At 70.4% G+C, this 25,370-nt stretch carries 24 protein-coding genes and 1 tRNA gene; 13 read left to right on the forward strand and 12 right to left on the reverse strand.

What is annotated here, in order from left to right; genetic code table 11:
- Positions 1-36 precede the first annotated feature (36 nt).
- Together AB0D93_RS01085 and AB0D93_RS01090 are read right to left on the reverse strand one after the other, a co-directional pair.
- Positions 37-4,122, reverse strand: a complete 4,086-nt coding sequence (locus AB0D93_RS01085; RefSeq protein ID WP_362110791.1) for an AAA family ATPase — start codon at positions 4,120-4,122, stop codon at positions 37-39.
- A gap of 511 nt (positions 4,123-4,633) precedes the next feature.
- The gene (locus AB0D93_RS01090) at positions 4,634-5,167 is read right to left on the reverse strand and encodes a hypothetical protein (protein WP_362110794.1); all 534 of its coding nucleotides are present in this window, start codon (positions 5,165-5,167) and stop codon (positions 4,634-4,636) included.
- A gap of 174 nt (positions 5,168-5,341) precedes the next feature.
- Between AB0D93_RS01090 and AB0D93_RS01095 the strand changes: the two genes are divergently transcribed.
- Both AB0D93_RS01095 and AB0D93_RS01100 read left to right on the forward strand, forming a co-directional pair.
- The gene (locus AB0D93_RS01095; RefSeq protein WP_362110797.1) at positions 5,342-5,818 is read left to right on the forward strand and encodes a hypothetical protein; all 477 of its coding nucleotides are present in this window, start codon (positions 5,342-5,344) and stop codon (positions 5,816-5,818) included.
- A gap of 77 nt (positions 5,819-5,895) precedes the next feature.
- Positions 5,896-6,084: a ferredoxin gene (locus AB0D93_RS01100; protein ID WP_362110800.1), complete on the forward strand. Its 189-nt coding sequence runs from the start codon at positions 5,896-5,898 to the stop codon at positions 6,082-6,084.
- 1 nt (position 6,085) lies between these two features.
- Here AB0D93_RS01100 and AB0D93_RS01105 read toward each other — a convergent pair whose 3' ends face one another.
- Together AB0D93_RS01105 and AB0D93_RS01110 are read right to left on the reverse strand one after the other, a co-directional pair.
- Positions 6,086-6,865, reverse strand: a complete 780-nt coding sequence (locus tag AB0D93_RS01105; RefSeq protein ID WP_362110803.1) for a glycosyltransferase — start codon at positions 6,863-6,865, stop codon at positions 6,086-6,088.
- Between the two features lie 161 nt (positions 6,866-7,026).
- Positions 7,027-7,377, reverse strand: coding sequence for a DUF6344 domain-containing protein (locus AB0D93_RS01110; protein ID WP_362110806.1), 351 nt, complete (start codon positions 7,375-7,377; stop codon positions 7,027-7,029).
- 349 nt (positions 7,378-7,726) lie between these two features.
- Between AB0D93_RS01110 and AB0D93_RS01115 the strand changes: the two genes are divergently transcribed.
- Entirely contained in the window at positions 7,727-7,855 is a 129-nt protein-coding gene (locus tag AB0D93_RS01115) for a DLW-39 family protein (RefSeq protein WP_003999697.1), read from the forward strand.
- 263 nt (positions 7,856-8,118) lie between these two features.
- Complete coding sequence (locus tag AB0D93_RS01120) at positions 8,119-9,465, forward strand: hypothetical protein (RefSeq protein WP_362110809.1); 1,347 nt, start codon at positions 8,119-8,121, stop codon at positions 9,463-9,465.
- Here the strand turns inward: AB0D93_RS01120 and AB0D93_RS01125 are convergent.
- Both AB0D93_RS01125 and AB0D93_RS01130 read right to left on the reverse strand, forming a co-directional pair.
- Positions 9,429-10,856, reverse strand: a complete 1,428-nt coding sequence (locus AB0D93_RS01125) for a serine/threonine-protein kinase (RefSeq protein WP_362110812.1) — start codon at positions 10,854-10,856, stop codon at positions 9,429-9,431. The genes AB0D93_RS01120 and AB0D93_RS01125 overlap by 37 nt on opposite strands.
- Positions 10,857-11,033: 177 nt before the next feature.
- Complete coding sequence (locus AB0D93_RS01130) at positions 11,034-11,582, reverse strand: DNA-binding protein (protein WP_351217327.1); 549 nt, start codon at positions 11,580-11,582, stop codon at positions 11,034-11,036.
- A gap of 183 nt (positions 11,583-11,765) precedes the next feature.
- Here AB0D93_RS01130 and AB0D93_RS01135 point away from each other — a divergent pair.
- A tRNA-Ala gene (locus AB0D93_RS01135) sits at positions 11,766-11,838 on the forward strand.
- Between the two features lie 188 nt (positions 11,839-12,026).
- Here the strand turns inward: AB0D93_RS01135 and AB0D93_RS01140 are convergent.
- Positions 12,027-12,749 (reverse strand): DUF5324 family protein, encoded by a 723-nt coding sequence (locus AB0D93_RS01140; protein ID WP_362110816.1) that lies wholly within the window; start codon positions 12,747-12,749, stop codon positions 12,027-12,029.
- A gap of 282 nt (positions 12,750-13,031) precedes the next feature.
- Here AB0D93_RS01140 and AB0D93_RS01145 point away from each other — a divergent pair, with 282 nt between their 5' ends.
- Together AB0D93_RS01145 and AB0D93_RS01150 are read left to right on the forward strand one after the other, a co-directional pair.
- The gene (locus tag AB0D93_RS01145; protein WP_362110819.1) at positions 13,032-13,556 is read left to right on the forward strand and encodes a peptidylprolyl isomerase; all 525 of its coding nucleotides are present in this window, start codon (positions 13,032-13,034) and stop codon (positions 13,554-13,556) included.
- 148 nt (positions 13,557-13,704) lie between these two features.
- Positions 13,705-14,598, forward strand: coding sequence for a rhomboid family intramembrane serine protease (locus tag AB0D93_RS01150; protein ID WP_362110822.1), 894 nt, complete (start codon positions 13,705-13,707; stop codon positions 14,596-14,598).
- 234 nt (positions 14,599-14,832) lie between these two features.
- Here AB0D93_RS01150 and crgA read toward each other — a convergent pair whose 3' ends face one another.
- On the reverse strand, positions 14,833-15,087 hold the full coding sequence (crgA, locus tag AB0D93_RS01155; protein WP_362110825.1) for a cell division protein CrgA: 255 nt from the start codon (positions 15,085-15,087) through the stop codon (positions 14,833-14,835).
- A gap of 153 nt (positions 15,088-15,240) precedes the next feature.
- Here crgA and AB0D93_RS01160 point away from each other — a divergent pair, with 153 nt between their 5' ends.
- The 6 genes from AB0D93_RS01160 to AB0D93_RS01185 are packed head-to-tail and all read left to right on the forward strand — an operon-like array spanning position 15,241 to position 19,527.
- Positions 15,241-16,029: a DUF881 domain-containing protein gene (locus AB0D93_RS01160; protein WP_362110828.1), complete on the forward strand. Its 789-nt coding sequence runs from the start codon at positions 15,241-15,243 to the stop codon at positions 16,027-16,029.
- Positions 16,030-16,055: 26 nt separating this feature from the next.
- Positions 16,056-16,748, forward strand: coding sequence for a class E sortase (locus AB0D93_RS01165; protein ID WP_362110831.1), 693 nt, complete (start codon positions 16,056-16,058; stop codon positions 16,746-16,748).
- 52 nt (positions 16,749-16,800) lie between these two features.
- Positions 16,801-16,962, forward strand: a complete 162-nt coding sequence (locus tag AB0D93_RS01170; protein ID WP_362110834.1) for a hypothetical protein — start codon at positions 16,801-16,803, stop codon at positions 16,960-16,962.
- The gene (locus tag AB0D93_RS01175; protein ID WP_362110837.1) at positions 16,959-17,597 is read left to right on the forward strand and encodes an aminodeoxychorismate/anthranilate synthase component II; all 639 of its coding nucleotides are present in this window, start codon (positions 16,959-16,961) and stop codon (positions 17,595-17,597) included. The genes AB0D93_RS01170 and AB0D93_RS01175 overlap by 4 nt, the downstream gene beginning before the upstream one ends.
- Complete coding sequence (locus AB0D93_RS01180; RefSeq protein ID WP_362110840.1) at positions 17,594-18,730, forward strand: class E sortase; 1,137 nt, start codon at positions 17,594-17,596, stop codon at positions 18,728-18,730. The genes AB0D93_RS01175 and AB0D93_RS01180 overlap by 4 nt, the downstream gene beginning before the upstream one ends.
- A 41-nt stretch (positions 18,731-18,771) precedes the next feature.
- Positions 18,772-19,527, forward strand: coding sequence for a class E sortase (locus AB0D93_RS01185; protein ID WP_362110843.1), 756 nt, complete (start codon positions 18,772-18,774; stop codon positions 19,525-19,527).
- On the opposite strand, the gene AB0D93_RS01190 is transcribed toward AB0D93_RS01185, so the two are convergent.
- The 4 genes from AB0D93_RS01190 to AB0D93_RS01205 form a co-directional block, all read right to left on the reverse strand.
- Positions 19,431-20,051: a hypothetical protein gene (locus tag AB0D93_RS01190; RefSeq protein ID WP_362110846.1), complete on the reverse strand. Its 621-nt coding sequence runs from the start codon at positions 20,049-20,051 to the stop codon at positions 19,431-19,433. The genes AB0D93_RS01185 and AB0D93_RS01190 overlap by 97 nt on opposite strands.
- A gap of 206 nt (positions 20,052-20,257) precedes the next feature.
- Entirely contained in the window at positions 20,258-22,252 is a 1,995-nt protein-coding gene (gene pknB, locus AB0D93_RS01195) for a Stk1 family PASTA domain-containing Ser/Thr kinase (protein ID WP_362110849.1), read from the reverse strand.
- A gap of 179 nt (positions 22,253-22,431) precedes the next feature.
- The gene (locus tag AB0D93_RS01200) at positions 22,432-23,895 is read right to left on the reverse strand and encodes a penicillin-binding protein 2 (RefSeq protein ID WP_362110852.1); all 1,464 of its coding nucleotides are present in this window, start codon (positions 23,893-23,895) and stop codon (positions 22,432-22,434) included.
- Positions 23,892-25,343 (reverse strand): FtsW/RodA/SpoVE family cell cycle protein, encoded by a 1,452-nt coding sequence (locus AB0D93_RS01205; protein WP_362110855.1) that lies wholly within the window; start codon positions 25,341-25,343, stop codon positions 23,892-23,894. The genes AB0D93_RS01200 and AB0D93_RS01205 overlap by 4 nt, the downstream gene beginning before the upstream one ends.
- Positions 25,344-25,370 lie beyond the last annotated feature (27 nt).

Raw genomic sequence — 25,370 nt, forward strand, 5'->3', positions numbered from 1 at the left:
GGGGTAAGTCGGCCGATAACAAGTCAGGTTGGCCGATCAGTGACCACAGGGCGGGTCGTAGGAGAGGCGGGGCAGGTACTCGTGCCACTTCTGCGCGGTCAGTACGCCCCGGGTGACCGAGCAGATGTGGTCGATCGCCGGGTCGGCGTCCAGGCTCCACAGGCGGACCGTGTCGGCACCGCTGGAGACCCCGAGGACGCGGCTCGTGGGGCTGAAGGACAGGAAGTTGCCGGTCTGGCCGTTGGGGCTCATCGACTGGCCGATGGGCGTCGCCGAGCCAGGGCGGGTGACGTTCCACAGCCGGATCGTGTTGTCGTCGCCGCCGCTGGCCAGTGTGCGTCCACCCGGGCTGAACGTCAGTGATGTGACCGCCTCGGTGTGGCCGGTGAGCGGCTCGCCGAGCGAGGTCGCCGAGGCGGGGTCGGTGACGTTCCACAGCCGGACCGTGTCGTCGTCGCTGCCGCTGGCCAAGGTGTGCCCGTCCGGCGTGAACGCGAGCGCGTTGACCGGCCCGGAGTGCTCGGTCAGTGGGGCACCGAGCCCGGTCGGGCGGGCCGGATCGGAGACGTTCCACAGGCGGATCGTGCTGTCCGCGCTGCCGCTGGCCAGAGTGTGTCCGTCCCGGCTGAAGACGAGGGCGTTGATGTACCCGCGGTGGCTGGTGACCGGCCCCCCGAGGGGCACGGCGCGCGCGGGGTCGGCGACGTTCCACAGCTGGAAGCTGTGGTTGTCGTAGGCGGTGGCCAGGGTGCGGCCGTCCGGGCTGAACGCCAGCGCGTTGTCGCCCATGAAGCGGGTCTGCAGGGTGAGGGGTGCTCCGGCGGGGGCCGGGCGGGCGGGGTCGGCGACGTTCCACAGCTGTACCGTCCGGTGGCCGGTGAGGACGGCGAGGGTGCGCCCGTTGGGGGAGAACGCCACCCGCTGGCCGTCCTTCCCACGCATGAACGGCCGGCCCAGCCGTACGGGCCGGCCGGGCCGCGTCACGTTCCACAGCCGGATCCCGCCGTCCTGCGCCGCCGTGGCCAGCACCCGTCCGTCCGGACGGAACGCCGCGCTCCGGCCGATCACGTCGGAGGTCGGTATCGACCACAGGCGCACCTTGCTGTCGCCGCTGCCGGTGGCCAGGGTCCGCCCGTCGGGGCTGAACCCCAGGGCGTACATCTCGCCGCTGCTGCCCGCGAGCGGCTCGCCGACCTGCGAGGGGGAGGTCGGGTCGGTGACGTTCCACAGGCTGGCCGTGCTGTCCGCGCTCGCGGCGGCCAGCCTCGTGCCGTCCGGGCTGAAGGCCACCGACCAGATCGGCCCGGTGTGGCCGGTCAGGGGTGAGCCCAGTGCGGACGGGCGTGCGGGGTCGGTCACGTCCCACAGCCGGATCGTGTCGTCCGCGCTGCCGCTGGCCAGGGTGTGACCGTCGGGACTGAACGCCACCGAGTGCACGAGGTCCGTATGGCCCTTGAGCGCCGTGCGGTACGCCTTCGGGTGGCGTGGGTCGGCCGTGTTCCACAGCAGGATCGTGTCGTCGTCACCGCCGGCCGCCAGCGTGTGCCCGTCGGGGCTGAAGGCGACGCTGCGCACCGGGGCGGTGTGGCCGCGCAGCGCTTCGAGTTGCGCCGGCCGGTGCGGGTCGGCCACGTCCCACAGGCGTACGGTGCGGTCCTCGCCGACCGAGGCCAGGGTGTGTCCGTCCGGGCTGAAGGCGATCAGGTAGATCGTGCCCCGGTGACCGGTGAGGGGCTTGCCCAGGGGCTTCGGGTGGGCGGGGTCGGCCACGTCCCACAGCCGGATCGTCCCGTCGTCGCCGGCGCTGGCGAGCGTGTGGCCGTCCGGGCTGAAGACGGCGCTGCTCACCCAGCTGGTGTGGCCGGTGAGCGGTTTGCCGAGCGGCCGGGGGTGGCTCCGGTCGGCCACGTTCCACAGCCGGACGGTCCGGTCGTAGCTGGCGGTGGCCAGCGTCTTTCCGTCGGGGCTGAACGAGGTGAGGTAGACGGCACCGGTGTGGCCGGACAGCGGGGTGGCCAGCGGGGCGTTGACGATCGAGACCAGCCTGCTGTACGTGCCCTCGTCGTCCGGGCGCAGCTGATGGGCGACCAGGTCGAGCTGGGCGGCCAGGGACGGGTCCGTGCGCTGGACCCGGTCGGCCTCGGCGAGCACCTGCTCGAACACGGCGTCGTCCCGCTGCTGCCGGGCGATCACCGCGGAACCGCCCGCGACCAGCGCGAGCGCCACCAGTGCGGCCACGGCGGCCCGGCTGATCCACACCGTGCGCTTGCGCAGCCGGACGGCCGCGGCCAGGAACTCCACCGCGCTGCGGGTCAGATACGTGTCCCCGGCCGACCTGGCCCAGCTGCGCGCCTGTTCCAGCCGGGAGCCCCGGTAGAGCAGGGAGCTGTCCCGGCCCGAGTCCTCCCAGGAGCGGCCGTCCTCCTCCAGCCGCTGGCGCAGCAACTGGTCGCCCCGGTCGTCGTCGATCCAGTGCCGCAGCCGGGGCCAGGCGTGCAGCAGCGCCTCGTGGGTGATCTCCACGGTCTCCGCGTCCAGCGTCACCAGCCGGGCCTGGACGAGCGCCTCGAGGGACTCCTCCGTCTTGCCCGGGTCCGCCGACTCCTCCGCAAGCTGCCGCCGGGTGCCTCGCCGGCGCGTGGCCTGGGTGTCCTCGCCGAGCCGTACCAGGCGCAGCAGGAGCAGCCGGGCGGCCGTACGGGCCGCGGGGTCGAGCCCCGACCAGGCGCGTTCGGCGGTCGCCGCGACGGCCCCCTGGATCCCGCCCGCCGCGCGGTAGCCGGCCAGCGTCAGCCGTCCGGCCTTGCGGCGCTGCCAGGTGGCGAGCAGGGCGTGCGAGAGCAACGGGAGCACACCGGCGTCGTGGGCCCCGCGCGGGCCGTCGGCGCTCACCTCACGGACGATCAGCTCGGCGAGCCCCGGCTCCAGCTCGAGCCCCACCGCCTTGGCCGGCCCGGTCACCGCGTCGCGCAGCTCGGTGCTGGTCAGCGGGCCGAGCACCATGTGCCGGTGCTGGAGTGCGTCGGAGAGTTCGGGATAGCCGAGGCACTGCTCGTAGAAGTCGGCACGGATGCCGAGGACGACACGGACCGGGGCGGCCTCGTCCGCGTCGACGGGCGTGGTGCAGGCGGCGTTCAGGAGCTGGATGAAGGTGCGCCGGTTCGCCTCGTCGGTGCAGAGGGTGAACGCTTCCTCGAACTGGTCCACGATGACGACCGGCCGGCTCCCGGCGGGCGCCTGCCGACGGGCCCACTCCGCCACGGCCTCGCGGGCCGCCCGGGCCACCCGAGGGGAGTCGGAGCCGGGAAGCGCCGGGTTCTCCGTCGCCTCCTCCTCGGCCCGGCGGGCCTCGGCGGCGACGGTGGTGAGATCGGGGATGCGACGGACCAGTTCACCCAGGGGGTCGGCCCCGGGGACGAGCTGGAGGACGCCGTCGTCGGTGCTCTGCGGGGAGGCTGGGGAAGGTGCCGGGCCGGTGTTCGGTGTGCCTGTGGCGTGTCCGTCGCGCAGCGCGCCGCCGCGGACGGCAGGCACCAGGCCCGCGTTCAGCAGCGAGGACTTGCCCGCGCCCGAGGCGCCCACCAGCATCACCAGTCCGCCGGTCCGCTCGGCGTCGCGCAGCTGGGTGACGAGCGCGCTCGTGCTGCGCTCCCGGCCGAAGAACCACCGGGCGTCCTCCTGCCGGTACGGGGAGAGCCCGCGGTACGGGCACACGCCCCCGGCGACCGGAGGGGCCTGGGCGGGCGGCTGCCGGTTCTCCTCGGCGGGCGGTGCGATCCGGTCGCCGGCCACCGGATCGGCCAGCGCGCGTTCCCACAGCCGCTGCCAGTGCGCGAGGTCGTACAGTCCGGCGGACACCGGTGCGGGCCGCAGACGCCGCGCCTCCGGGATCAGGATGTGCAGCACCGCCGCGAGGGCGGCGAACTGGGCCGGTACGTTCTTGGCCCGGCGCCAGTCGCTGATTCGCTGCGCCGACACCCGTACGGGACGCCCGCGTTCATCGACCCGCTGCAGCCGTACGACCGCCGCGGCGACGCTCTTGAGGGGAGGGTTTCCGGCCTCCTTGTACAGCAGCGCGAGCCGCTCGGCGAAGGCTGTACGTGTCCCTGAGTCGGAACTCAAGGTCCCACCCCTTTACTTCCCCCCGCATCTGGACGTCCGGACCGGAAAACCCACCTTATATGGCTGACCTGCGGATAAGCACTGGACCGGAGGCCGCGGTCTCCTCCCCGACGGGCAACAGATGGCAGGATCCGGACGCAGTAGCGAACCCATCACACACCGTCCGGACAGGCCACGGCTCTCTGCCTGGAGAGATAGCGCAGGGCATCGAGCGATCTCGGCCAAATTCCACCGACCACGGAGAGAGCACGCGAATCCTCCGGGTCGGCTCCCTTCCTCGACCCGCGCCGAGCCGACGCGGCGCGGGTCGATGCTCCACACCGTTCGGCACCGGTCCCCACGAGGGGAGGGACCGGTGCCGGGCGGGTGGGGCGAATGAGTGGTGTGTTCCGGCGAGCCGGATGACGTTTCACGTGAAACCCGGATGATGTTTCACGTGAAACATCGCCCGTTGGGTGCTTGTTCGGCAATTCTGCGCACTATGCCTGGAACGACGGTCGTGTTCGCTTCCTCAGCCCGCCGTCCTGTGCGCTTCGAGCCATCCGGCCGCGCGGGCGGCGGCCACGGCGTGGCGCTCGGTCTCCTCGGCGGAGGCGTTCAGGGCCGCGTCCCGCCCCCCTGCGCGGCCGCCGGCCGCCGCCGCGGCGGCCTGGGACGCCGCCAGAGCCGCGCGCAGGGCGCCGACGGACACCGAGGTGCTCGCGGGCTCCATGGCCGGCCCTGTCGTACCGCTGTCCCGGGCCGCGGCCACCTGGGCGGCCAGCGCCGCGGTGGCGGCGGCGTTGCGGGCGCAGCGGGCGTCCGCCGCCGGATCCGGGGTGCTCGCAGTCAGTGCGGCGAGCGATGCGGCCGACAGGCGCAGCGCGTTGGCGGCCCGGCCGACCGGGCCCGTCGGGACGACCTCGGCCACGTCCCGGCCGACACCGGCGTACCGGCACGCGGCGACCGCACGGTCGTAGGCGCTGTGTGCGCGGGCCGCGTGGAGCCTGCGCAGCGCCTCGGCCTCCGTGACCGCTGTGGTCGTCGTCTCTTCCTGTCCGCTCATCCTCGGCCTCCCTCGTCCGGGACGACACCGCAACCCCTGCTCCGGGGTGCGGGCAGGGTGTCACGCCGGTCGTGAAGAGGCCAGGAGCAAGAGTCCGCCGGGGGCGCGCACTGGTGATCTGACGGTACGTCAGATACGGTCGGTCCGCCGGCTGTTCCCGAAGGGGTGAGTGTCATGCAGAAGCGTCCCCCGTGCCCGCGACCGCCCGGTTCTCCGCGCTGGGTCGCGATGTTCCACCGTCCCTCGCCGGACTCCTGGACGGTGGGCGCAGAGTCCCCCGACCGGGAGCCCGTGCTGTACGCCGTGGGAGACATGACCCAGACCCTGCGGGCGCGCGGCGAGGAGGCGACGGTCGCGCTGTGGGGCCCCGAGGACGGCGAGTGGCACCTCTTCGACGCTCCGGTCGCCAAGGCATCCGCACCCGCCGCCCCGGCCGGTGGTCCGCCAGCCGGCGCCGCCGAACCGGCCAGGCTGGCGGAACGCATGACGGGCCGCCGGCACCAGGTGCTCCTGGCCGGTCTGAGCAAGGCCGGCCTGTACGACCTGAGCGACGAGGACGGCGCGGCGGTACGGGCCATGGCCGACCTGCTCGACGAGCCCACGGTCCGCCGGGTCGCCCACTGGCTCTCGGTGGCGGGCGGGCAGCGGTAGCGCGAACCGGTCCGGTTCAGAGCGCCGTTCGCCGGGAAGTGACGTCCAGGAAGCCACCGACCAGGGCTGGAGGACGTATGAAGGTCTCCGTCGACCGCTCCGTGTGCTACGGCTCCGCCGAGTGCGCGTACCGGGCGCCGGCCGTGTTCGCGTTCGAGGACGGATACGGCGTCGTACGGCCCGGCCGGGCGGAGTCCGCGGACGACCCGCAGGTCAGGGAGGCGGCCGAGAGGTGCCCCTCGCAGGCGATCGTGCTCGCGCGGTGACTCACCGCGCGGGCGCACTGCCCGGGTAGGCCCACCGGAGGTCCGCCAGCGCGCGGGCCCGGGCCTCGGCGACTGTCATCCGGGCCTCGCGCTCGACGGGGTCGACGTGGGACGCCCGGCCCGTGACCTGGCCCTCCCACTTGCGGTACAGCAAACCGGCCTCCGCCGAGAACCAGCCGCGGCTCACCGCGTCCAGCGCCAGCAGCAGCCCGGTGTCCTCGGAGGCGGGCAGGGCCATCCAGCCGCCGAGCGCGATGAGCAGTTCCCGCCGGACGCACAGGGTCGCGGGATGGACCGGCGCGCGAAAGTCGTTCCGCTTCCACTGATCGAGTACGGCACCGCGTTCCAGCGGGCCCTCCTCCGGATCACCGGGAAAACCCACCGTCGAGCCGTCGGGCAGCAGGTCCAGGGCGCGGGACGTCGTCCAGCCGATGGTGCGGTCGGCCTCCAGTACGGCCAGATCGCGGGCCAGCGTGCCCGGTGTGAGCCGGTCGTCCGCGTCCAGGACCTTCACGTACCCGCCCGTGGCGCGCGCCAGCGCGATCGTCCGGGCGACCCCGGGCCCGCCGGGACGGCCCTGCCGGAAGCTCACCCGCGCGTCCTCGGGCACGTACCGGCGGACCTCGTCCGTCGTGCCGTCCTCCTGGATCACCCAGTCCCACTCCCAGCCGCCGGGAAGCCGCTGCTCGCACAGGGACGCGTGGGCGTCCGGCAGGAACCGCGCGGACGGGCCGTGGACAGCGGTGACAACGGTGATGCGCCGGGACACGGCAGCACTCACCACCTTTCCTCAGGCATGGTCGGTTCGTCGGCCATGCTCCCAGGGCACAAAAGCGCGAGACCCCCGGCCGAACCCGGCCGGGGGTCTTTTTCCGTGTCGACTGATGCGTACGCAAGTCGCCGTGGTGTCGAGACGTTGCGGTACTGCGTGAGGGCGGACGCTCAGCAGTCGAGCGAGGTCGCCGAGTGCTCTTCAGGAGTGGTCGCGGTCTCCGACTGGTTCTCGTTCACGGGCCGCTGCCGGCAGCTGGGGGACTTTCCGTGGGCCTCGGCCCGGATGCGTTGCTTCATCGTGGGGGGCAGGGCACTGGCGTGGGACCTGGACCAGTGACGTGGTGCCGGGATCGTCGGGATGGTCCTGTGCGCGGTGCCGGTGCTGCTGGGGCTGTCGTTCCCGGGTGTGGCCGCCGAGGCGGTGGCGGTCGTGGTGGCGACGAGTCCGAGCGCCGAGCACAGCGCGAAGAAGGCGGTGACGATGGCGGTCCACAGCTTCATGACCTTGTTCTTGGTCATGGCCCCTCACTTTCGGGTTGGGCGATTTGCGTACTTTCCTCATGATGTGTATGTGGGCCGGGAAGTGGTGGACCTCCGCCCGTGGCGCGTCGATGTTCCGATGAACACCACCCGTATGGCCGCAAGAAGGCCGGAAACCTCCTCAAACCCGTTGAGAGTGAGCGAAGAGGGAGCAAAGTAACCGTCCGTGGGGGTGTGATCACCCTCCGATCGGAACGGTGCCCGACCTGGCCTATTGCGCTGTCGGAGGCGGGAGTTGAGCCCCGACGCAGGTCACTGATCGATATCGGTCGGTGTGTATAGTCGGGCGCCAGAGGTCCCCTACGTCAAGGAAAGACGAGGTCGCGCGGTGAAGAAGCTGCTCCTGGTCGCACTGGCCGCCATCGGCGGGCTCCTCGTGTACCGCCAGATCCAGGCGGATCGCGCCGAGCAGGATCTGTGGACGGAGGCGACTGACTCCGTGCCCACGGGTTCGTGAGTGCCGATACCAGAAACTGATACAGACCCCGGCCGCCCTCGCGGTCGGGGTTTTGTGTTGCCGTTTTCCGCCACCGCGGCCCGTGCCGTGTGTTGCGGGGGTCCACCGGGTCCTGTAGGCGTTCGGGAGACGCCCGGACGAAGCACGGGCGCCCGGGGCAGGATGGGGCGCGGCCGACGGGGCCGGGCGCGTCGGGAGCGTTGACGACTGGGGGAGGACGGCACGTGCGGGGGCGAGCGCGACGAACGGCGTGGTGGTGGCGGTTGCGACGGCGGTACGGCCGCCGGGCGGCCTGTGGCGCCCGCGCCGCGCGGACCGCCCTGCTGCCGGGCCTGTGCGTGCTGCTCGTCCTGCCGCTCGCCACGCCCGCGCACGCCACTCCGGCCACCGGCGAGGACACCCGGCCGCAGCCGTACGCCTTCGCGCCGGGCGACCGCACCGTAGCCGGCGCCACCAGCCCGGCCACGGCCGAACGGCTCGACCCCGGCCGCACCTACCGCAGCTCCCTCGCCAAAAGCGGCAGGCTCTACTTCCGCCTCGTCCTCTCGGCAGCCGACTCGGCCTACGTCCCGGTCACCGCCGTGCCCCCGGCCGACGCCACCGTCTTCGCCACCGACGGCATCAGAGTGTCCGTCCAGGACGCGCACGGCACGCCCTGCGGCTACGCCTCCGCCCGCTTCGGCGCCGGGCTCAGCCCGCGCCCGGTCACCGCGCTGGCCGAGCGGGACGCCGGCAAGACCCTGTGCCAGGGCCGGGGCACGTACTACCTGCTCGTCCAGCGCCTCGACGACGGGACGTCCGCCACGACCCCTGCCCGGCGCTGGGATCTGGAGATCGCGCCCGCCACCGAACCGGGCCCGGCGCGGGCCGGCGCCACCGTCCCGCCGCAGACCTGGGACTCCGGCACGCCCGAACCACCCGGCGGCGCACCCCGCGACCGTTCCGGCGGCGCCGGGTTCGCCTCGGCCCGCCCACTGGGCCAGGGCAACTGGCGGACCGCGCTCGTGCCCGGCGAGACCCGCTTCTACAAGGTGCCCGTCGACTGGGGCCGACAACTGCACGCCTCCGCCGACCTGACCGGCGCCCAGGGCCACGGCTATGTCGGCGGAGCCCTGAACCTCTCCCTCTACAACCCCGTCCGCGGCTACGTCGAGGACGCTGCCCTCGGCTACACCGGCACGCCGAAGTCCGCCGTACTCCGCCCCGTCCCACAGGTGGAGTACGCCAACCGCTACGCCGCTGCCGCCGCGGTGAGCTCCGTCCGCTTCGCCGGCGACTACTACCTGGCCCTGCACCTCAGCGAGCAGGTGGCCGGCACGTTCGGACGCGGCCCCTTCGAGGTGACGCTGCGGGTCCGGGTGGCCGGGCGGGCGCACGCGGGACCGGAGTACGCCGGGCAGCCCGTGCCCGGTGATGTCTTCACGGTCACCGGGCAGGACCGGGAGGCGGCGTTCACCGGGAACCCCGGGGGCGGGGGCGACCCGGTGATGGAGCTGGTCGCCGTCGGCGGGCTCGGCCTGGGGACCGCGCTGCTGCTGGTGCTGGCCGGGTGGACGCTGGCGGCGCGGCGGACTCAGACGCGGGTCAACGCCCAGAAACCCACGGCGTAGCAGGCCAGCGCCAGCAGCAGGATCGGGATCGCGGCCTTGGCGGGCGGCCCGGGCCGCCGCTTCCGGCCGGCCCGGCGAGCCCTGCGGCCGTGTGCGGGCACGCCGGGAGGCGGGTGGGCCGGGGGCGGAACCCGCGTGTCCCGAGCCGTGTACGAAGCGGTGGAGGCGTCTACCCGTGGGTCACCGCTCTGGCGGCTCATGTGCGGGTCGGAAAACGGGAGTTGGGAGGGCGGTGGGAGCTGCTGGACGGCGGGCCGGGGTGCCGGTCGCGGGTGGTACGGCTCGGGGGCCGGGGGCTCCTGGGGCGGCGGCAGCCGGAAGCTGCCGGTGTCCGAGAGGGAACCGGTGCCCGCGTCGGCAGCCGGAACCGCACCGGTACCGCGGGGTGGACCGGTGTCCGCACCAGCCCTTTCGCCGGTGGCCGCAGCAGCGCCCGCACCAGCCCCGGTGCCGTCGGCCGGACCGGTTTCCGTGCCCTCGACCAGGTGCAGGGCCACTCCGGTAGCCCGCTTGAGGGGACCGTCGGGGGCGAACCCCGGGGGAAGCGGGCCGAGTTGGTCGAAGATCTCGATCAGCTCGTCGTCCGGCTCGGGCTCCGGCAGGAGCTCCGCGGCGGCGGCGAGCGCCTTGCGCGCACCCGTGGCGGTACGGAACCGGGCCTCCGGGTCGGGCTGGAGCAGAGTGGCGACGACCTGCCAGAGCGGCTCCGGGATGCCCTTGGGCGGTCCCGGTGTCCCGTTCTCCGCGAAGTACTCGACGAGCGCCTTGGCGTCCGGCTTGGCACCTTCGAGGAGATACAGCGCGACCAGGCCCACGGCGAACAGGTCGGCGGGAAAGTCGGGTTCAAAGCCGAGCATCTGCTCGGGCGCGAGGTAACCGGGCGTGCCCACCACGAGGTTGGTCTCCGTCAGGCGGGGTTCGCCGAGCCGCATGGCGATGCCGAAGTCGGACAGCCGCAGCCGCGGCCTGCCGGTGCCGGTCGCTTCCAGGAGGACGTTGGCGGGCTTGATGTCCCGGTGGATGACCCCTTCGGCGTGGACGGCGGCGAGCCCGGACAGGAGCTGGTCGAGCAGGGTGCACACGAACGCCGGCGGCAGCGGGCCGTAGTCCCCGACGAGGTGGACCAGGGAGCCGCCCGCCACCAGGTCCATGGTGAAGAGCACCTTGTCGTCGTCGGCGGCCCAGCTGGCCGGGGCGAGGACATGAGGATGGTCGATCCGCAGCGCCTGCTCCCGTACGAAGCGCAGCAGCGAGTGGGCATCGCGCTGCTGGAGCACCTTGGCGGCCACATAGCGCCGTCGGCGGTGGTCCCAGGCACGCCATACGGCGCCCACACCCCCGCGTCCGATCGGGTCGGCCAGCTCGTACCGACCGGCGAAGACCTCACCCATGGCAGCCCGTCACTCCTCCCCCTCGGACCCGCGACAGTTCCCCTACCCGTTTCGTTCCCCACTTCCCCCGCGATGAGCGATACGACCCCGCACCACGGTCAAGGACCGCTCCAGCCCCCTCACGAAAACCGGCCCCGGCCCGGCCCCGGACCCCCTCCGGGAACCGGGCCGTGGGTCCTAGTTCTGGTGGGACTGGTAGTGCGCGACGGCGTCGGAGGTGCGGCCGGCACCGTAGACACGGAGGAACTCCGCCAGCTCGGGGTGGGACGGCGCGAGACTGTCCGCCGCGTCGATGATGTCGCCGGCGGCGGCCACCGAGCGCAGCAGCGACTGGATCTCGCGGACCACCCGCTTGACCGTCGGCGCCCCCGAACCGCTCGTGGTCTGGGTGGTGTTGTTGAGCACGGAGCCCCCCTGCGACTTCTTGATCTCGTCCATCCGCTCGGTCGCCTCGGCGGCGCTCACGCTGCCGTCCGCGACCTGGGCCGCCAGCTCCTGCAGCAGCTGCACCCGCTGGACCACAGCAGGATTGCCGATCTTCGCGCGCTGGCCGCTCATCAGCTGCGAGAGCATCGGGGCGGACAGCCCCAGAACCGCCGCGAGACGGGCCTGATTGAGCCCGAGATCGTCGATGAGCTTACGGAAGAGCGCCCCCAACGGCTCCCCGTACCAGTTCCGCTGCAGCTCCCGCGCTCTCGCGGTGGCTTCCTGCTGTGCGGCGTCCATTGCGTCTCCCCATCGCTTCCCCTAAAAAACCGCGGTTCGCTGTAGCGAACCACGTCGAGCATCTTACGGAGCGTGGTCATCCGCGGGGACCCCCAATCTTTTTGCGGGATACCCGGGGTGACCCGGTACTCTGGTCTGCGGCACCCACCGGAACGCGGTTCCTCCGGTCGGCTGCTGCTTCCCGGGGCCTTAGCTCAGTTGGTAGAGCGCCGTCTTTGCATGGCGGATGTCAGGGGTTCGACTCCCCTAGGCTCCACAATGAAACGCCTCCCGACCTGCGGAAACGCAGATCGGGAGGCGTTTTTTCGGATGGTTTCACGTGAAACGGGCCGTGGGCAGGGCGAGCGTCAACTCGACCGGCCCACGGCCCATTTGAGGGCCGACGGCAGGTGATCTTCCGTCTCCGGGGAGTCCCGCGACGACCCCGGGCACTTCCCGGCCGGGCTACTGCTGGTCGTCGTCGTTCGCGTCCTCCTCGGCCTGCTTCGCCTGGACCTCGGGGTCCAGGGCCGAGGTACCGCTGCCGTCCACCGAGCTGATCCGGCCACCCGACTCGGGTACCTCCGTCGCGGCCGGCGGCTCGACCAGCCAGTCGGGGTTGGCCTGCTTGTCCCACCACTTCCAGGCCGCGAAGGCGCCACCGGCCAGCAGGCCGAGCAGCGCCAGGCCCTTCACCGCCCGGCCGGCCCTGCACCGGCGCTCATTCCTGCGGGCCAGCTTATGAATGTCCTCCGCCGAGACCTGACCACGCAGCGCGGCCAGGGCGGCCGCGCCACGCGCGGCGGCCTCGTCACGGACCGGAGCGGTCGCGGCCACGGCCTGCTCGATCTTCGGACGTGAGTACTCGGCGGCCTGACGTGAGTACTCGGCAGCCTGCCGGGCAGCCTTGCGGGCCCGGACGGCGGCCTCCTGTGCCGCCAGGTCCACCTTCGTCGGCACATGCGCACGTGCCTGCTCCAGACGCGGGGCGAGCCGGGCGTCGTACTGCACGCGGGCCTGTTCGGCGGCCTGCGACACCACGGGCGCCAGCCGTACGCGTGCCTCCTGCGCATAGAGCGCGGCACGCTCCTTGGCCGTGTCGGCGTAGGGCGCCACCACTTCCGCGGCGTGCAGCACGCTGTCCTTCGCCGAGCCGGTCGCGGCGCGCACGCTGTCGATGCGGGTCACGGGTTCCTCCTCCTCGGTGGCGTACGGTAATTCGACTTTCCACCCTTTTACGGATCATGCCTGTCAACAGTCCGTGCGGCATGCGAGGGCGGGCATATGGGTGCTGATCGCTTTCTTCAGCTCGCTTCCGGGTGATTCCCGGGCAACCCGATCCTGCTGTCGACACTGCCACGAAACCCCGCCGGGCGCTGCCTCCCGGGCGGAACTCGTGGCTGCCGGGCGACGTACGGGCCCGGCCGTGCGAGGATCGGGGAGTCACAGGAAGACAACGGAAGGCAGATCGTGGCTGAGCAGCTTTACGCCACCCTGAAGACCAACCACGGCGACATCGTGGTCCAGCTTTTCCCGAACCACGCGCCGGAGACGGTGAAGAACTTCGTCGAGCTGGCTCAGGGCGAGCGCGAGTGGACGCACCCCGGGACCGGTGAGAAGAGCAGCAAGCCGCTCTACAACGGCACGATCTTCCACCGCGTCATCAGCGGTTTCATGATCCAGGGCGGCGACCCGCTGGGCAGCGGCATCGGCGGGCCCGGCTACAAGTTCGGGGACGAGTTCCACCCGGACCTGTCGTTCAGCAAGCCGTACCTGCTCGCCATGGCCAACGCCGGCCCGGGCACCAACGGCTCGCAGTTCTTCATCACGGTCGCCCCGACGACCTGGCTGAACCGCAAGCACACCATCTTCGGCGAGGTCACCGACCCCGCCAGCCAGAAGGTCGTCGACGCCATCGTCGCCGTGCCCACCGGCCGCAACGACCGCCCGGTCAACGACGTCGTCATCGAGTCGGTCGTCGTCGAGAAGCGCTAGGGCCGAGCCCACCGCGCACCCGCCGGTACATCCCGGCGCTCCCGAGCCGGAACATCCCGCAGGGAACCAAACGCCCCGCTCATCCGTACCAAGGATGAGCGGGGCGGGGCATTGCCGGGGGCAGGCCCACGACGAACAAGGGGAAGCGATGGACCACGCCGAAGGCAGCACGCAGGACGCCGCCCACCGCGTGCCCGTGTGCTACCGGCACCCGGACCGAGAGACCGGCGTGCGCTGCACCCGCTGCGAGCGCCCCATCTGCCCCGAGTGCATGGTCAGCGCCTCGGTCGGCTTCCAGTGCCCCGAGTGCGTACGCGGCGGCAGCGGCACGGGACACGCGCCGACCGCGTCCCAGCCGCGCACGCTCGCCGGTGGCACGATCACGGCCGACCCGCGGCTGCTCACCAAGGTCCTGATCGGCATCAACCTCGCCGTGTTCCTGGCGCAGCTGGCCGTGGGCAACAGCCTCACCGACCGGTTCGAGCTGATCGGCCGCGCCCAGTTCACCCTGTTCGGCCCGATCGAGGGCGTCGCCGAGGGTCAGTACTACCGCATGCTGACCGCGATGTTCCTGCACGGCGGTTACGCCCACATCCTGTTCAACATGCTCAGCCTGTGGTGGATCGGCGGCCCCCTGGAAGCCGCCCTCGGCCGCGCGCGCTACCTCGCGCTGTACTTCGTCTCCGGCCTGGCCGGCAGTGCGCTCACCTATCTGATCGCCGACCCCACCCAGCAGTCCCTGGGTGCCTCCGGAGCGATCTTCGGCCTCTTCGGCGCCACCGGCGTGCTGATGCGCCGGCTCAACTACGACCTGCGCCCGCTCGTCGCCCTGCTGGTGATCAACCTGATCATCACCTTCACCCCGGCCATGCACATCGCCTGGGAGGCCCACATCGGCGGACTGGTCGCCGGTGTCGTCGTCGGCTATGCGATGGTCCACGCCCCGCGGCAGAAGCGGACACTGATCCAGTACGGCACCTGTGCGGTCGTCCTGGCCGTCGTGGTGGTCCTCACGCTGGTCAGGACCGCTCAGCTCACCTGATACCGAACCGTTGTCCACAGGCCGTGGCGGATCTTGTGCACCGCGTGCGGACACAGCTGTGCCCCCTGCTGCTCGGATGTGTATCCGCAGGTCAGCGAGGGGGCGAACAGGTGTGTTACGGCCGGTTGGCCAGTCGTACCGGCGTCAACACCCAATGGGTTATCCACAGATCGTCGTTCTTTTCCCCATGTGGAAAACGCCTGTGGATAACTCAGTGGATAGCCCTGGGCAGAGCTACTTCCACTGCGTGGAGACACCGAAGCCGGCGGCGATGAAGCCGAAGCCGACCACGATGTTCCAGTTGTCGAGGGCGTCGATGGGCAGCGAGCCGTCGGTCACGTAGAAGACGACGATCCAGGCCAGGCCGATGACGAACATGGCCAGCATGACGGGTGCGACCCAGGCGCGGCTGCTCAGCTTGATCGCGGCCGCCTGCTTCGCCGGCGGCGGCGTGTAGTCGGCCTTCTTGCGGATACGTGACTTCGGCACGAGGGTCTCTCCTGTCGATGCGCTGCGTGGCCGCGCAGGTAACCGGTTCGGGGCTCGGGGCAGCGTACAAGGGGTCAAGCTGACGACTCTGTGTGCTCCCCCGGGCGTCCGTTAGCGTAGTGCTTCCGTGGCGCCGAAGGAGATAAGGGTACGTTGAGCAATTCTGCCGACTCCCCCGGGACGCAATCAACGGGCTCCGGCCCTGGCCGCCGACCGCGTGTCCGCCCCGTGCGGGTGCTCACCGCGGCCGTCTTCGCGCTCGCGGGGCTGATCTTCTTCACCAGCTTCAACACGGCCAAGGGCACCGACATCCGCCAGGACGGCTCCCTGCTGAAGCTCTCCGACCTGATCCAGCAGCGCAGCCGGAAGAACAAGGACCTGGACGAGTCCAACGCGACACTGCGCGGGAGCGTGGAGTCCTTCGCCGAGAGTGACGACGGCAGCACCAAGGCGCAGGACAAGAAGCTGAGCGGGCTGGAGAAGAGCGCCGGCACCCAGAAGCTCACCGGCCACGCGCTCACGGTCACCCTCAACGACGCCCCGCCCAACGCCACCGCCAAGCTGCCCGGCTATCCCGAGCCGCAGCCCGACTACCTGGTGATCCACCAGCAGGACCTGCAGGCCGTGGTGAACGCCCTGTGGCAGGGCGGCGCCAAGGGGATCAAGGTCATGGACCAGCGGCTGATCTCCACCAGCGCGGTGCGCTGCGTCGGCAACACCCTGATCCTGCAGGGCCGGGTCTACTCGCCGCCCTACAAGATCACGGCGGTCGGGGACCCGGGCAAGCTGCAGCAGGCGCTCGCGGCGAGCAAGGCGATCCAGACCTACATGGTGTACGTCAACGTCTACGGCCTCGGCTGGAAAGTCACCGATGACGGGACGGTGACTCTTCCCGGCTACTCGGGCACAGTGGATCTGCACTACGCGAAGCCCGTGCAGTAGCCAGCCCGTCCTTCACGGAGGCGCCGGTGCGCGTGATCGTCCGGACCGTCAGCGAGCTGTGCATCACCGTCGGCGCCCTGATCGTGCTCTTCGTCGCCTATGTGCTGTTCTGGACGGGCGTGCGGGCCGACGGTGCCATGAGCGACCAGATCGATCAGCTGCACCGGCAGTGGTCGAAGGGGAGCGTGCGGTCGGCCGCCGACACGCCGGGCGAGACGACGGTGACCGTGACGGACCCGGAGCCGTACCACTACGGCAAGGCCTTCGCGATCATGTACATCCCGCGGCTCGGTTTCACGTGGAACAAGCCGGTTCTGGAGGGCACCGGCCGCGATGTGCTGGCGAAGGGCCTCGCCCATTACGCCGGGACCGCGCGGCTTGGCCAGGAGGGCAACTTCGCGGTGGCCGGTCACCGGCGCACCTACGGAGATCCCTTCAAGGACTTCCCGAAGCTGCGGCCGGGCGACGCGGTCGTGCTGACGGACGGGACGACCTGGTTCACGTATCGGATCGACAAAGGGCCCTACAAAACCGTGCCGACGGACGTTGAGGTGATCGACCCTGTGCCACGTAAGTCCGGGTATACGCGTCCGGGCCGGTATCTGACGCTGACCACGTGCGATCCGGAATGGGGGCACAGTCACCGGCTGATCGTCTGGGCGCACCTGGACTCCACACAGTCCGTGGAGGCAGGCGAACCGAGGGCTCTGCGCCGTTAGTCTGGTGGCGTACGGCGTGAGTCAGGTGCCGTGGGGATACGGAAGGAACGGCATGTACGGCTGGATCTGGCGGCATCTGCCGGGGAACGCGTGGGTGAAGGCGCTCATCTCGCTCGTCCTGGTCCTGGCCGTGGTCTACATCCTCTTCCAGTACGTCTTCCCGTGGGCCGAACCACTGATGCCCTTCAACGATGTGACGGTGGACAACCAGTGAGTGCGCGGATTCTCGTCGTCGACAACTACGACAGCTTCGTCTTCAACCTCGTCCAGTACCTGTACCAGCTGGGCGCCGAGTGCGAGGTGCTGCGCAACGACGAGGTGTCGACGGCGCACGCCCAGGACGGCTTCGACGGGGTGCTGCTCTCGCCCGGACCGGGGACGCCGGAGCAGGCGGGCGTGTGCGTGGACATGGTCCGGCACTGCGCCTCGACCGGGGTGCCGGTCTTCGGGGTGTGCCTCGGCATGCAGTCGATGCAGGTGGCGTACGGCGGTGTGGTGGACCGGGCGCCCGAGCTGCTGCACGGCAAGACCTCGCTGGTGGAGCACGGGGGCAAGGGCGTCTTCACGGGCCTGCCCTCGCCCTTCACGGCGACCCGCTACCACTCGCTGGCCGCGGAGCCGGCGACGGTCCCGGCCGAGCTGGAAGTGACCGCCCGCACCCACGACGGCATCGTCATGGGCCTGCGGCACCGTGAACTCCCGGTGGAGGGCGTGCAGTTCCATCCCGAGTCGGTGCTGACCGAGCACGGTCACCGGATGCTGGCCAACTGGCTGGTGGAGTGTGGCGACCAGGGTGCCGTGGCGAGGTCGACGGGGCTGGCCCCGGTGGTGGGCAGGGCCACGGCGTGACCGCGCTGCGCCCGGAGCGCGAGACCGATGCCTCGTACGGGGATCAGTCGTACGGGGCTTCCGGTGCGCTTGGGGACTGGGGCGCGGCGGGCGCGGCACAGCAGGAGCCGTACGAGGGGGCGTACAACACGTCGTCCCAGGCCTCGTACGAGCGGTCCTACGAAGGGGCCTACGAGGAGCCGTACCGCCCCGTTCTGGACGACGAGACGATGGCGCTGCGGGTCCCCGATGCGGCGCCGGGTGCGGAGAGCGAGCCCAGGGGCTCCTCGGCGGCCTCTACGGCCCCTTCCGGCTCCTCTGCCACCGGAGCGGCGGTCGGCGGCCGTGCTGCCCGTAGAAAGGCCGCCAAGCGGCGTGGTGGGCGTCATGGCGGTGGCCGGGAGACGGCGCCCGCCGGGACACCGGAGCGGGACCGGCCGCTGAGCCGGGTGGAGGCGCGGCGGCAGGCCCGGCTGCGCAGGCCGAGCGCGGCCGTCGTCGCGAGCCGGGCGATCGGCGAGGTGTTCATCACCACCGGTGTGCTGATGCTGCTGTTCGTCACCTACCAGCTGTGGTGGACCAATGTCCGCGCCCATGCGCAGGCGGGCAGCGAGACGCACCAGCTCCAGAACGACTGGGCCAGCGGCAAGCGCAACCCGGGTGTCTTCGCGCCGGGGCAGGGATTCGCCATCCTGCACATCCCCAAGCTGGACGTGGTCGCGCCGATCGCGGAGGGCGTCAGCAACCGGAAGGTGCTCGACAAGGGCATGGTCGGGCACTACGGCGAGGCTCCGCTGAAGACGGCGATGCCGGACGCCAAGACCGGCAACTTCGGACTCGCCGCCCACCGCAACACGCACGGCGAACCGTTCCGGTACATCAACCGGCTCAAGGCCGGCGACGCGGTCGTGGTCGAGACGCAGGACATGTACTACGTGTACAAGGTGACCTCGATGCTGCCGGTGACCCCGCCGGCCAACACGAGCGTGCTGGACCCCGTCCCGAAGGGCTCGGGCTTCACCGCGCCCGGCCGCTACATCACCCTCACCACCTGCACGCCGGAGTTCACCAGCAAGTACCGGCTGATCGTCTGGGGCAAGATGGTGGAGGAACGCCCGCGCAGCAAGGGCAAGCCGGACGCGCTCATCGAGTAGGGCCTCGAGTGGGGCCGAAGCGAGTAGGGGCAGAGGAAACAGTGGCAGCGACCGCCGACGACACCGAAGAACACACGGACGCGTCCGATCCGGCTCCCGCCGCGCGGGGCCGGCGTCCCGGCCGTATCGCCATGGCGGTCAGCGTCCTCGGTGAAATCCTCATCACGGTGGGGCTGTTGCTGGCCCTGTTCGTCGTCTACTCCCTGTGGTGGACGAACGTGATAGCGGACCGCAAGGCGAACAAGGAGGCCGACAGGGTCCGCCGGAACTGGGCCCATTCCACGGCCTCCGGCCCGGGTGCGCTGGACACCAAGGACGGCATCGGCTTCCTGCATGTGCCGGCGATGAAGAACGGCGAGGTCCTGGTCGAGAAGGGCACGGGCACGGACGTCCTCAACGACGGTGTGGCCGGCTACTACACGGAACCGGTCAAGGCGACCCTTCCCATGTCCGGCAAGACGGGCAACTTCACCCTCGCCGCCCACCGCGACGGCCACGGAGCGAAGTTCCACAACATCGACAAGGTGCGCAAGGGCGACCCGATCGTCTTCGAGACGCGGGACGACTGGTACGTCTACAAGGTCTTCTCGATCCTTCCGGAGACCTCGAAGTACAACGTCAAGGTCACCGACCAGGTCCCGAAGGAGTCCGGCAAGAAGAAGCCGGGCCACTACATCACCCTGACGACGTGCACGCCCGTCTACACCTCGGAGTACCGGTACGTGGTGTGGGGGGAGCTGGTCCGGGTGGAGAAGGTGGACAGCGAGCGGACGCCTCCGGCGGAACTGCGGGGCTGACAGCGGTCCTTCGCGGTCCCCGTGACGGCGCCCAGGCGGCCCCCGCGGCCGCTGCCGGGCCCCCTTGCGGGAGTGCCGGCAGCGGCGGGGCCGTCGGCCGGGACTGAGGGACTAGGGCAGGAGTCCGTGCAGCCGAACCACTCCTCGCTGCCCTTGAAGGTGCCCACCTCGACGGTGAGCTTCTTCAGCGGGCCGTAGGCGTCACTGGCAGTGGTGTCCAGATGAATGGAGGTTCCAGCACCCTTGTAGTTGTGGTGCCAGGGCCAGTAATGGCTGGTGCTTCCGTTGTAGGAGATCAGCCGGATGGCCACACTGTAGCCGTCTGACGCCGTGTCGTAGACGTTCATGTCCTGGATGTCGACGTGCTTCGAGGTCCAGTTCGTGAAGGTGGCTCCGCCCGAAGAGCCCGTGGTCGAGCACCCCGAAACACCGGTGGCGGCGTATGCGTTGCTCACCGACGTTGCGCCGACCAACGCCGCTGCGGCGAGGCCCACCATGGAAATTCGAACAGCATTTCTATTCATGGTGTGGAGCGTAGAAGTGCGGCGCTTTGTCCGGGAAGTAACGCTTCGGTCTTGCTACTTGTCCGGAATATGGAGCATGCCGTTTTCGTGAGGCCCTTGGGTGTGCATATGCCGGAAATGATCTTGTCTTGAAACTTCCCCTCTTCTGAGGTGAAGAGACAGGGAGACCCCGGTTCCCAGCTGGTCGGGAACCGGGGCCGGAGCGGTCAGCCGTTGATGCCGCCGAAGATGCCGCCGTTGTCGTTGCCTCCGTTGCCGCCGCCGAAGTCGGCGGTGGTCAGGACGATCTGGGTGTTGCTCGGGTCGGCCTGGGTTCCCGCCGGCGGGGTCTGCTGGATGACCCGTGCCTTGTCGTCAGTCGGTCCGTTGACCGTGATCTGCGTGAATCCCTGCTGCTGAAGGGTCTGCTGGGCCTGCTTCAGCGGCTGGGTCGTGACGTTGGGCACCTGGGTCGGCTGGGCCTGCTGGAACTTGCCGACGTTGAGGGTGACCTGCTGGTTCTTGTCGACCTGCTGGCCCGCCTGCGGGTTGGTCGACAGGACCTTGCCGTCGTCGTCCTGGTTGGTGGTGGGGGTGTCGACGCAGGTCGGGGAGAGACCCAGGTTCTGCAGCTCGGACTTGGCATCGTCGCAGGACTTGCCGACGACGTCGCCGGGGATGGTGACCTTCTCCTCCGGTTTGGCGACCGTGAGAGTGATCGTCGTGCCCTTCTGCTTGCTGGCGCCGGCCTGCGGGTTCTGGTCGATGACGACGTTGGGCGTCTGGGACGACACCTGGGTCTTCTTCTCGACCTTGAAGCCCTTGTCCGTCAGGAGGGACTCGGCCTGGTCGAACTGGCTGCCGCGGACGTCCGGCACCTGGACCTTGGGAGCGCCCGTCGAGATCACCAGGCTGACGGTGCTGCCCTTGTCGACCTTGGTGCCTTCGCCGGGGTTCTGCGAGCAGACGTCGCCCTTGGGCTGGTCCTCGCAGGGCTTCCGGGTCGGCGGGGCGAGCTTCAGGTCCACGTTCTCGGCCATGGCCCGTGCCGATTTCTCCGTCTGACCGACGAAGTTCGGTACCGGTACCTTGCCGTCGCCCGGGTTGCCGCCGGTGGCGAACCATTTGCCGATCAGGATCGCGCCGATCAGGACCAGGACGCCCGCGACCACCAGGAGGATCGTGGAGGTGTTGGACTTCTTCTGCGGTTGGCGGCGGCGGCCCGAGGGCTCGTCGTAGCCGTAGCCGCCGTCGTCCGGGTTCATCGGCGGGAGCATGCTGGTCGCTCCCGCACCGGCGTCCGGGCGCAGGGCCGTCGTCGGCTGGTCGTCGGGGTAGCCGCCGTAGCCCACCGCGCCCAGCGCGGCCGTCGCCGCGACCGGCTGGCCGTCCAGGCAGGCCTCGATGTCGGCGCGCATCTCGTCGGCCGACTGGTAGCGGTAGTTCGGGTCCTTGACCAGCGCCTTCAGGACGATCGCGTCCATCTCGGAGGTGATCTCGGGATCGAAGACCGACGGGGGCTGGGGCTCCTCGCGGACGTGCTGGTAGGCCACCGCGACAGGGGAGTCGCCGACGAAGGGGGGCCGTACCGTCAGCAGCTCGTACAGGAGGCAACCCGTCGAGTACAGGTCCGACCTGGCGTCGACCTGCTCGCCCTTCGCCTGCTCCGGCGAGAGGTACTGGGCCGTGCCGATGACCGCCGCTGTCTGGGTCATGGTCATGCCGGCGTCGCCCATGGCGCGGGCGATGCCGAAGTCCATCACCTTGACCTGGCCGTTGCGGGTCAGCATGACGTTGGCCGGCTTGATGTCGCGGTGGACGATGCCGTTGCGGTGGGCGTACTCCAGGCCCTGGAGGATGCCGATGGTCATTTCCATCGCGCGCTCGGGCAGGAGCTTGCGGCCGGAGTGAAGAAGCTCACGGAGCGTGGAGCCGTCGACGTACTCCATGACGATGTACGGGATCGAGACCCCGTCGATGTAGTCCTCGCCCGTGTCGTAGACCGCGACGATCGCGGGATGGTTGAGCGAGGCGGCCGACTGGGCCTCCCGGCGGAACCGGGCCTGGAAGGAAGGGTCGCGTGCCAGGTCGGCGCGCAGGGTCTTCACTGCCACGGTGCGGCCCAGGCGGGTGTCATGCGCGAGGTAGACCTCGGCCATGCCACCACGGCCGAGCACCTGGCCCAGCTCGTACCGGCCGCCGAGGCGACGCGGCTCTTCCATAGCTACCTACCAGCCCTCTCCGTCGGTCCCGGCCGCACAGTCGTGTGCGGCCGGAGGCTGCCGTCCGGGCCTACCGTACCCGGCTCGCTCTGTGTGACCTGGCCAAGCCCGTAACCCGATACAGGACCGGTATCGCAACGTGCGGCGATGTGAAGGGGACGTGATGGGGGTCACTTCCGTCACTTCTTGGACTGGATGACCGCCTCCATGACGTTCTTGGCGATCGGCGCGGCCAGGCCGCCGCCGGAGATGTCGTCGCGGTTGGCGCTCTCGTCCTCGATCACCACGGCCACGGCGACCGGCGAGCTGCCGTCGGGCATCTTGGCGAAGGAGACGAACCAGGCGTACGGGTTGGCGCTGTTCGCCACACCGTGCTGCGCGGTACCGGTCTTGCCGCCCACGGTGACGCCCGGGATCTGCGCCTTCGTGCCAGTGCCCTGCTTGACGACCGTCTCCATCATGTCCTGCAGGATCTGCGCGTTGGCCGGCGACAGCGGCCGGCTCATCTCCTCCGGCTGGGTCTTCTCGACCGGGTCGAGGTTGGAGGACTCCAGCTCGTCGACCATGTACGGCTTCATCAACTTGCCGTCGTTGGCGACCGCCGAGGCGACCATGGCCATCTGCAGCGGGGTCGCGGCGGTGTTGTACTGGCCGATGGAGGACAGCGCGGTCTGCGACTTGTTCATGTTGTCCGAGAACGCCGACGCGCTGGAGCGGATCGGGGTGAACTGCTCGGAGTCGAAGCCGAACTTCTTCGCCTCGGCCAGCATCTTGTCGTTGCCGAGGTCCGCGCCGACCTTGCCGAAGACGCTGTTGCAGGACAGCCGCAGTGCCTCACGCAGGGACACGTTCTTGCACTGGATGTTGCCCTCGTTCTTCAGCGGCGTCGTCGTGCCCGGCATGATCCAGGGCAGCGGCGAGTTGGTGGGCTCGTCGGCCGACTTGTACAGACCGTTCTCCAGCGCGGCCGCCGCGGTGACCACCTTGAAGGTGGAGCCCGGCGGGTAGGTCTCGCGCAGCGCCCGGTTCAGCATGGGCTCGGCCTTGTCCTTGGTCAGGCTGGTCCAGGTAGTGCCGTCCGAGCCGCCGGCGATGGAGGACGGGTCGTACGACGGGTAGGAGGCCAGCGCGAGGATCTTGCCGGTGGAGGGCTCCAGGGCGACCACGGCGCCCTTGCCCCCTTGCGCCTTCAGGCCGTCGAACGCCGCCTTCTGCGCCGCCGAGTTCAGCGTGGTGACGACGTTGCCGCCCTGCTTCGGCTTGCCCGTGATCATGTCGAGGGTGTTGCGGAAGAAGAGCTTGTCGTCGGTGCCGGTGAGGATGCCGTCCTCGACGCCCTCCAGCATGTTGCTGCCGTAGGCCTGGGAGGAGTAGCCGGTGATGGGGGCCCACATGGCCCCGTTCTTGTACGTCCGCTTGTACTTGAAGTCGCCGCTCTTGGCCTCGACCGAGCCGGTTATCGGGTTGCCGTCGACGATGATGTCGCCGCGCGGGTTGGCGTACCGCTCGATGGCGACGCGGCGGTTGGCGGGGTCGGTGCGCAACTGGTCGGCCTTGAGGTACTGGAGCCAGTTGTCGCGGATGAGCAGGGCCAGGACGAGGAGGCCGCAGAAGATCGCGATCCGGCGCAGGGGCTTGTTCATGACGGGCGCACCACCTGGGTCATCTCGGCGTCGGGGTTGGCGGCCGGGGCGGGCGCCGGGCGGCGGGCGGTGTCGCTGATGCGGATGAGGATGCCGATCAGCGCCCAGTTGGCCAGCACGGACGAGCCGCCGTACGCGACGAACGGCAGGGTCATACCGGTCAGCGGGATGAGCCCCATGACACCGCCGGCCACCACGAAGACCTGGAGGGCGAAGGCGCCGGACAGCCCGACGGCGAGCAGCTTGCCGAACGGGTCGCGGGCGGCGAGGGCGGTGCGCACGCCGCGCTCCACGATCAGGCCGTAGATCAGCAGGATCGCCATGACACCGGCGAGACCCAGCTCCTCGCCGAAGGTGGCGAGGACGAAGTCGGAGTTCGCGGCGAACTTGATCAGGTCCGAGTGGCCCTGGCCCCAGCCGGTGCCGAGGGTGCCGCCGGAGCCGAACGCCCACAGGGCCTGCTGGAGCTGGTCGGAGTGGAGGATGCCGTCGTGGGTGACCTGGCGGCTGAGCTTGTACTCGCGCATCGGGTTGAGCCAGGCCTGCACACGCGTCTGGATGTGCGGCTCGAAGCTCGCCACGCCGACCGCGCCGACCGCCGACATCAGCAGACCGAAGACGATCCAGCTGGTCCGCTCGGTGGCGACGTACAGCATGATGACGAACATTCCGAAGAACAGCAGCGAGGTGCCGAGGTCGGTCTCGAAGACCAGGATGAGGATCGAGATCGCCCAGACGACCAGGATGGGGCCGAGGTCGCGGCCGCGCGGCAGGTACAGGCCCATGAAGCGGCGGCTGGCGAGGGCCAGGGCGTCGCGCTTCACCATCAGGTAGCCGGCGAAGAAGATGGCGAGGACGATCTTCGCGAACTCGCCGGGCTGGAGCGTGCCCAGACCCGGGACCCTGATCCAGATCTTGGCGCCGAAGATGTTGGCCCCGAGGCCCGGCACCAGCGGCAGGATCAGCAGGACCAGGGCGCCGAACATCGAGATGTACGTGTATCGCTGCAGGACGCGGTGGTCCTTCAGGAAGATCAGCACCACGGCGAACACGGCGATGGCCAGCGCGGTGTACAGCAGCTGCCGGGGCGCGTACGGGGCGAAGCCGCGCAGCGACTGCAGCAGTTTCGACTGGTCCAGCCGCCAGATGACGACCAGCCCGAGTCCGTTGAGCAGGGTGGCCAGCGGCAGCAGCAGCGGGTCGGCGTACGGGGCGAACTTGCGCACCGCGAGATGGGCCACGCCGGCCAGCAGACCGAGGCCGAGGCCGTACTCCAGCAGCCCTGCGGGCACCGAGTCGTTGATGGCCAGGCCCACGTTGGCGTAGGCGAACACCGGGATGGCCACGGCGAAGACCAGCAGGGCCAGCTCGGTGTTGCGGCGGCTCGGCGCGCCGATCGCGCCGATCGTGGACGTGTGGTGCGTCGCGGGGTTACTCGTACTGCTCATCGTGTGACAGGGCCTCTCGCGGCTTCG

Source organism: Streptomyces sp. NPDC048191, from assembly GCF_040652655.1.
In the GTDB taxonomy this organism is placed as follows: Bacteria; Actinomycetota; Actinomycetes; order Streptomycetales; family Streptomycetaceae; genus Streptomyces.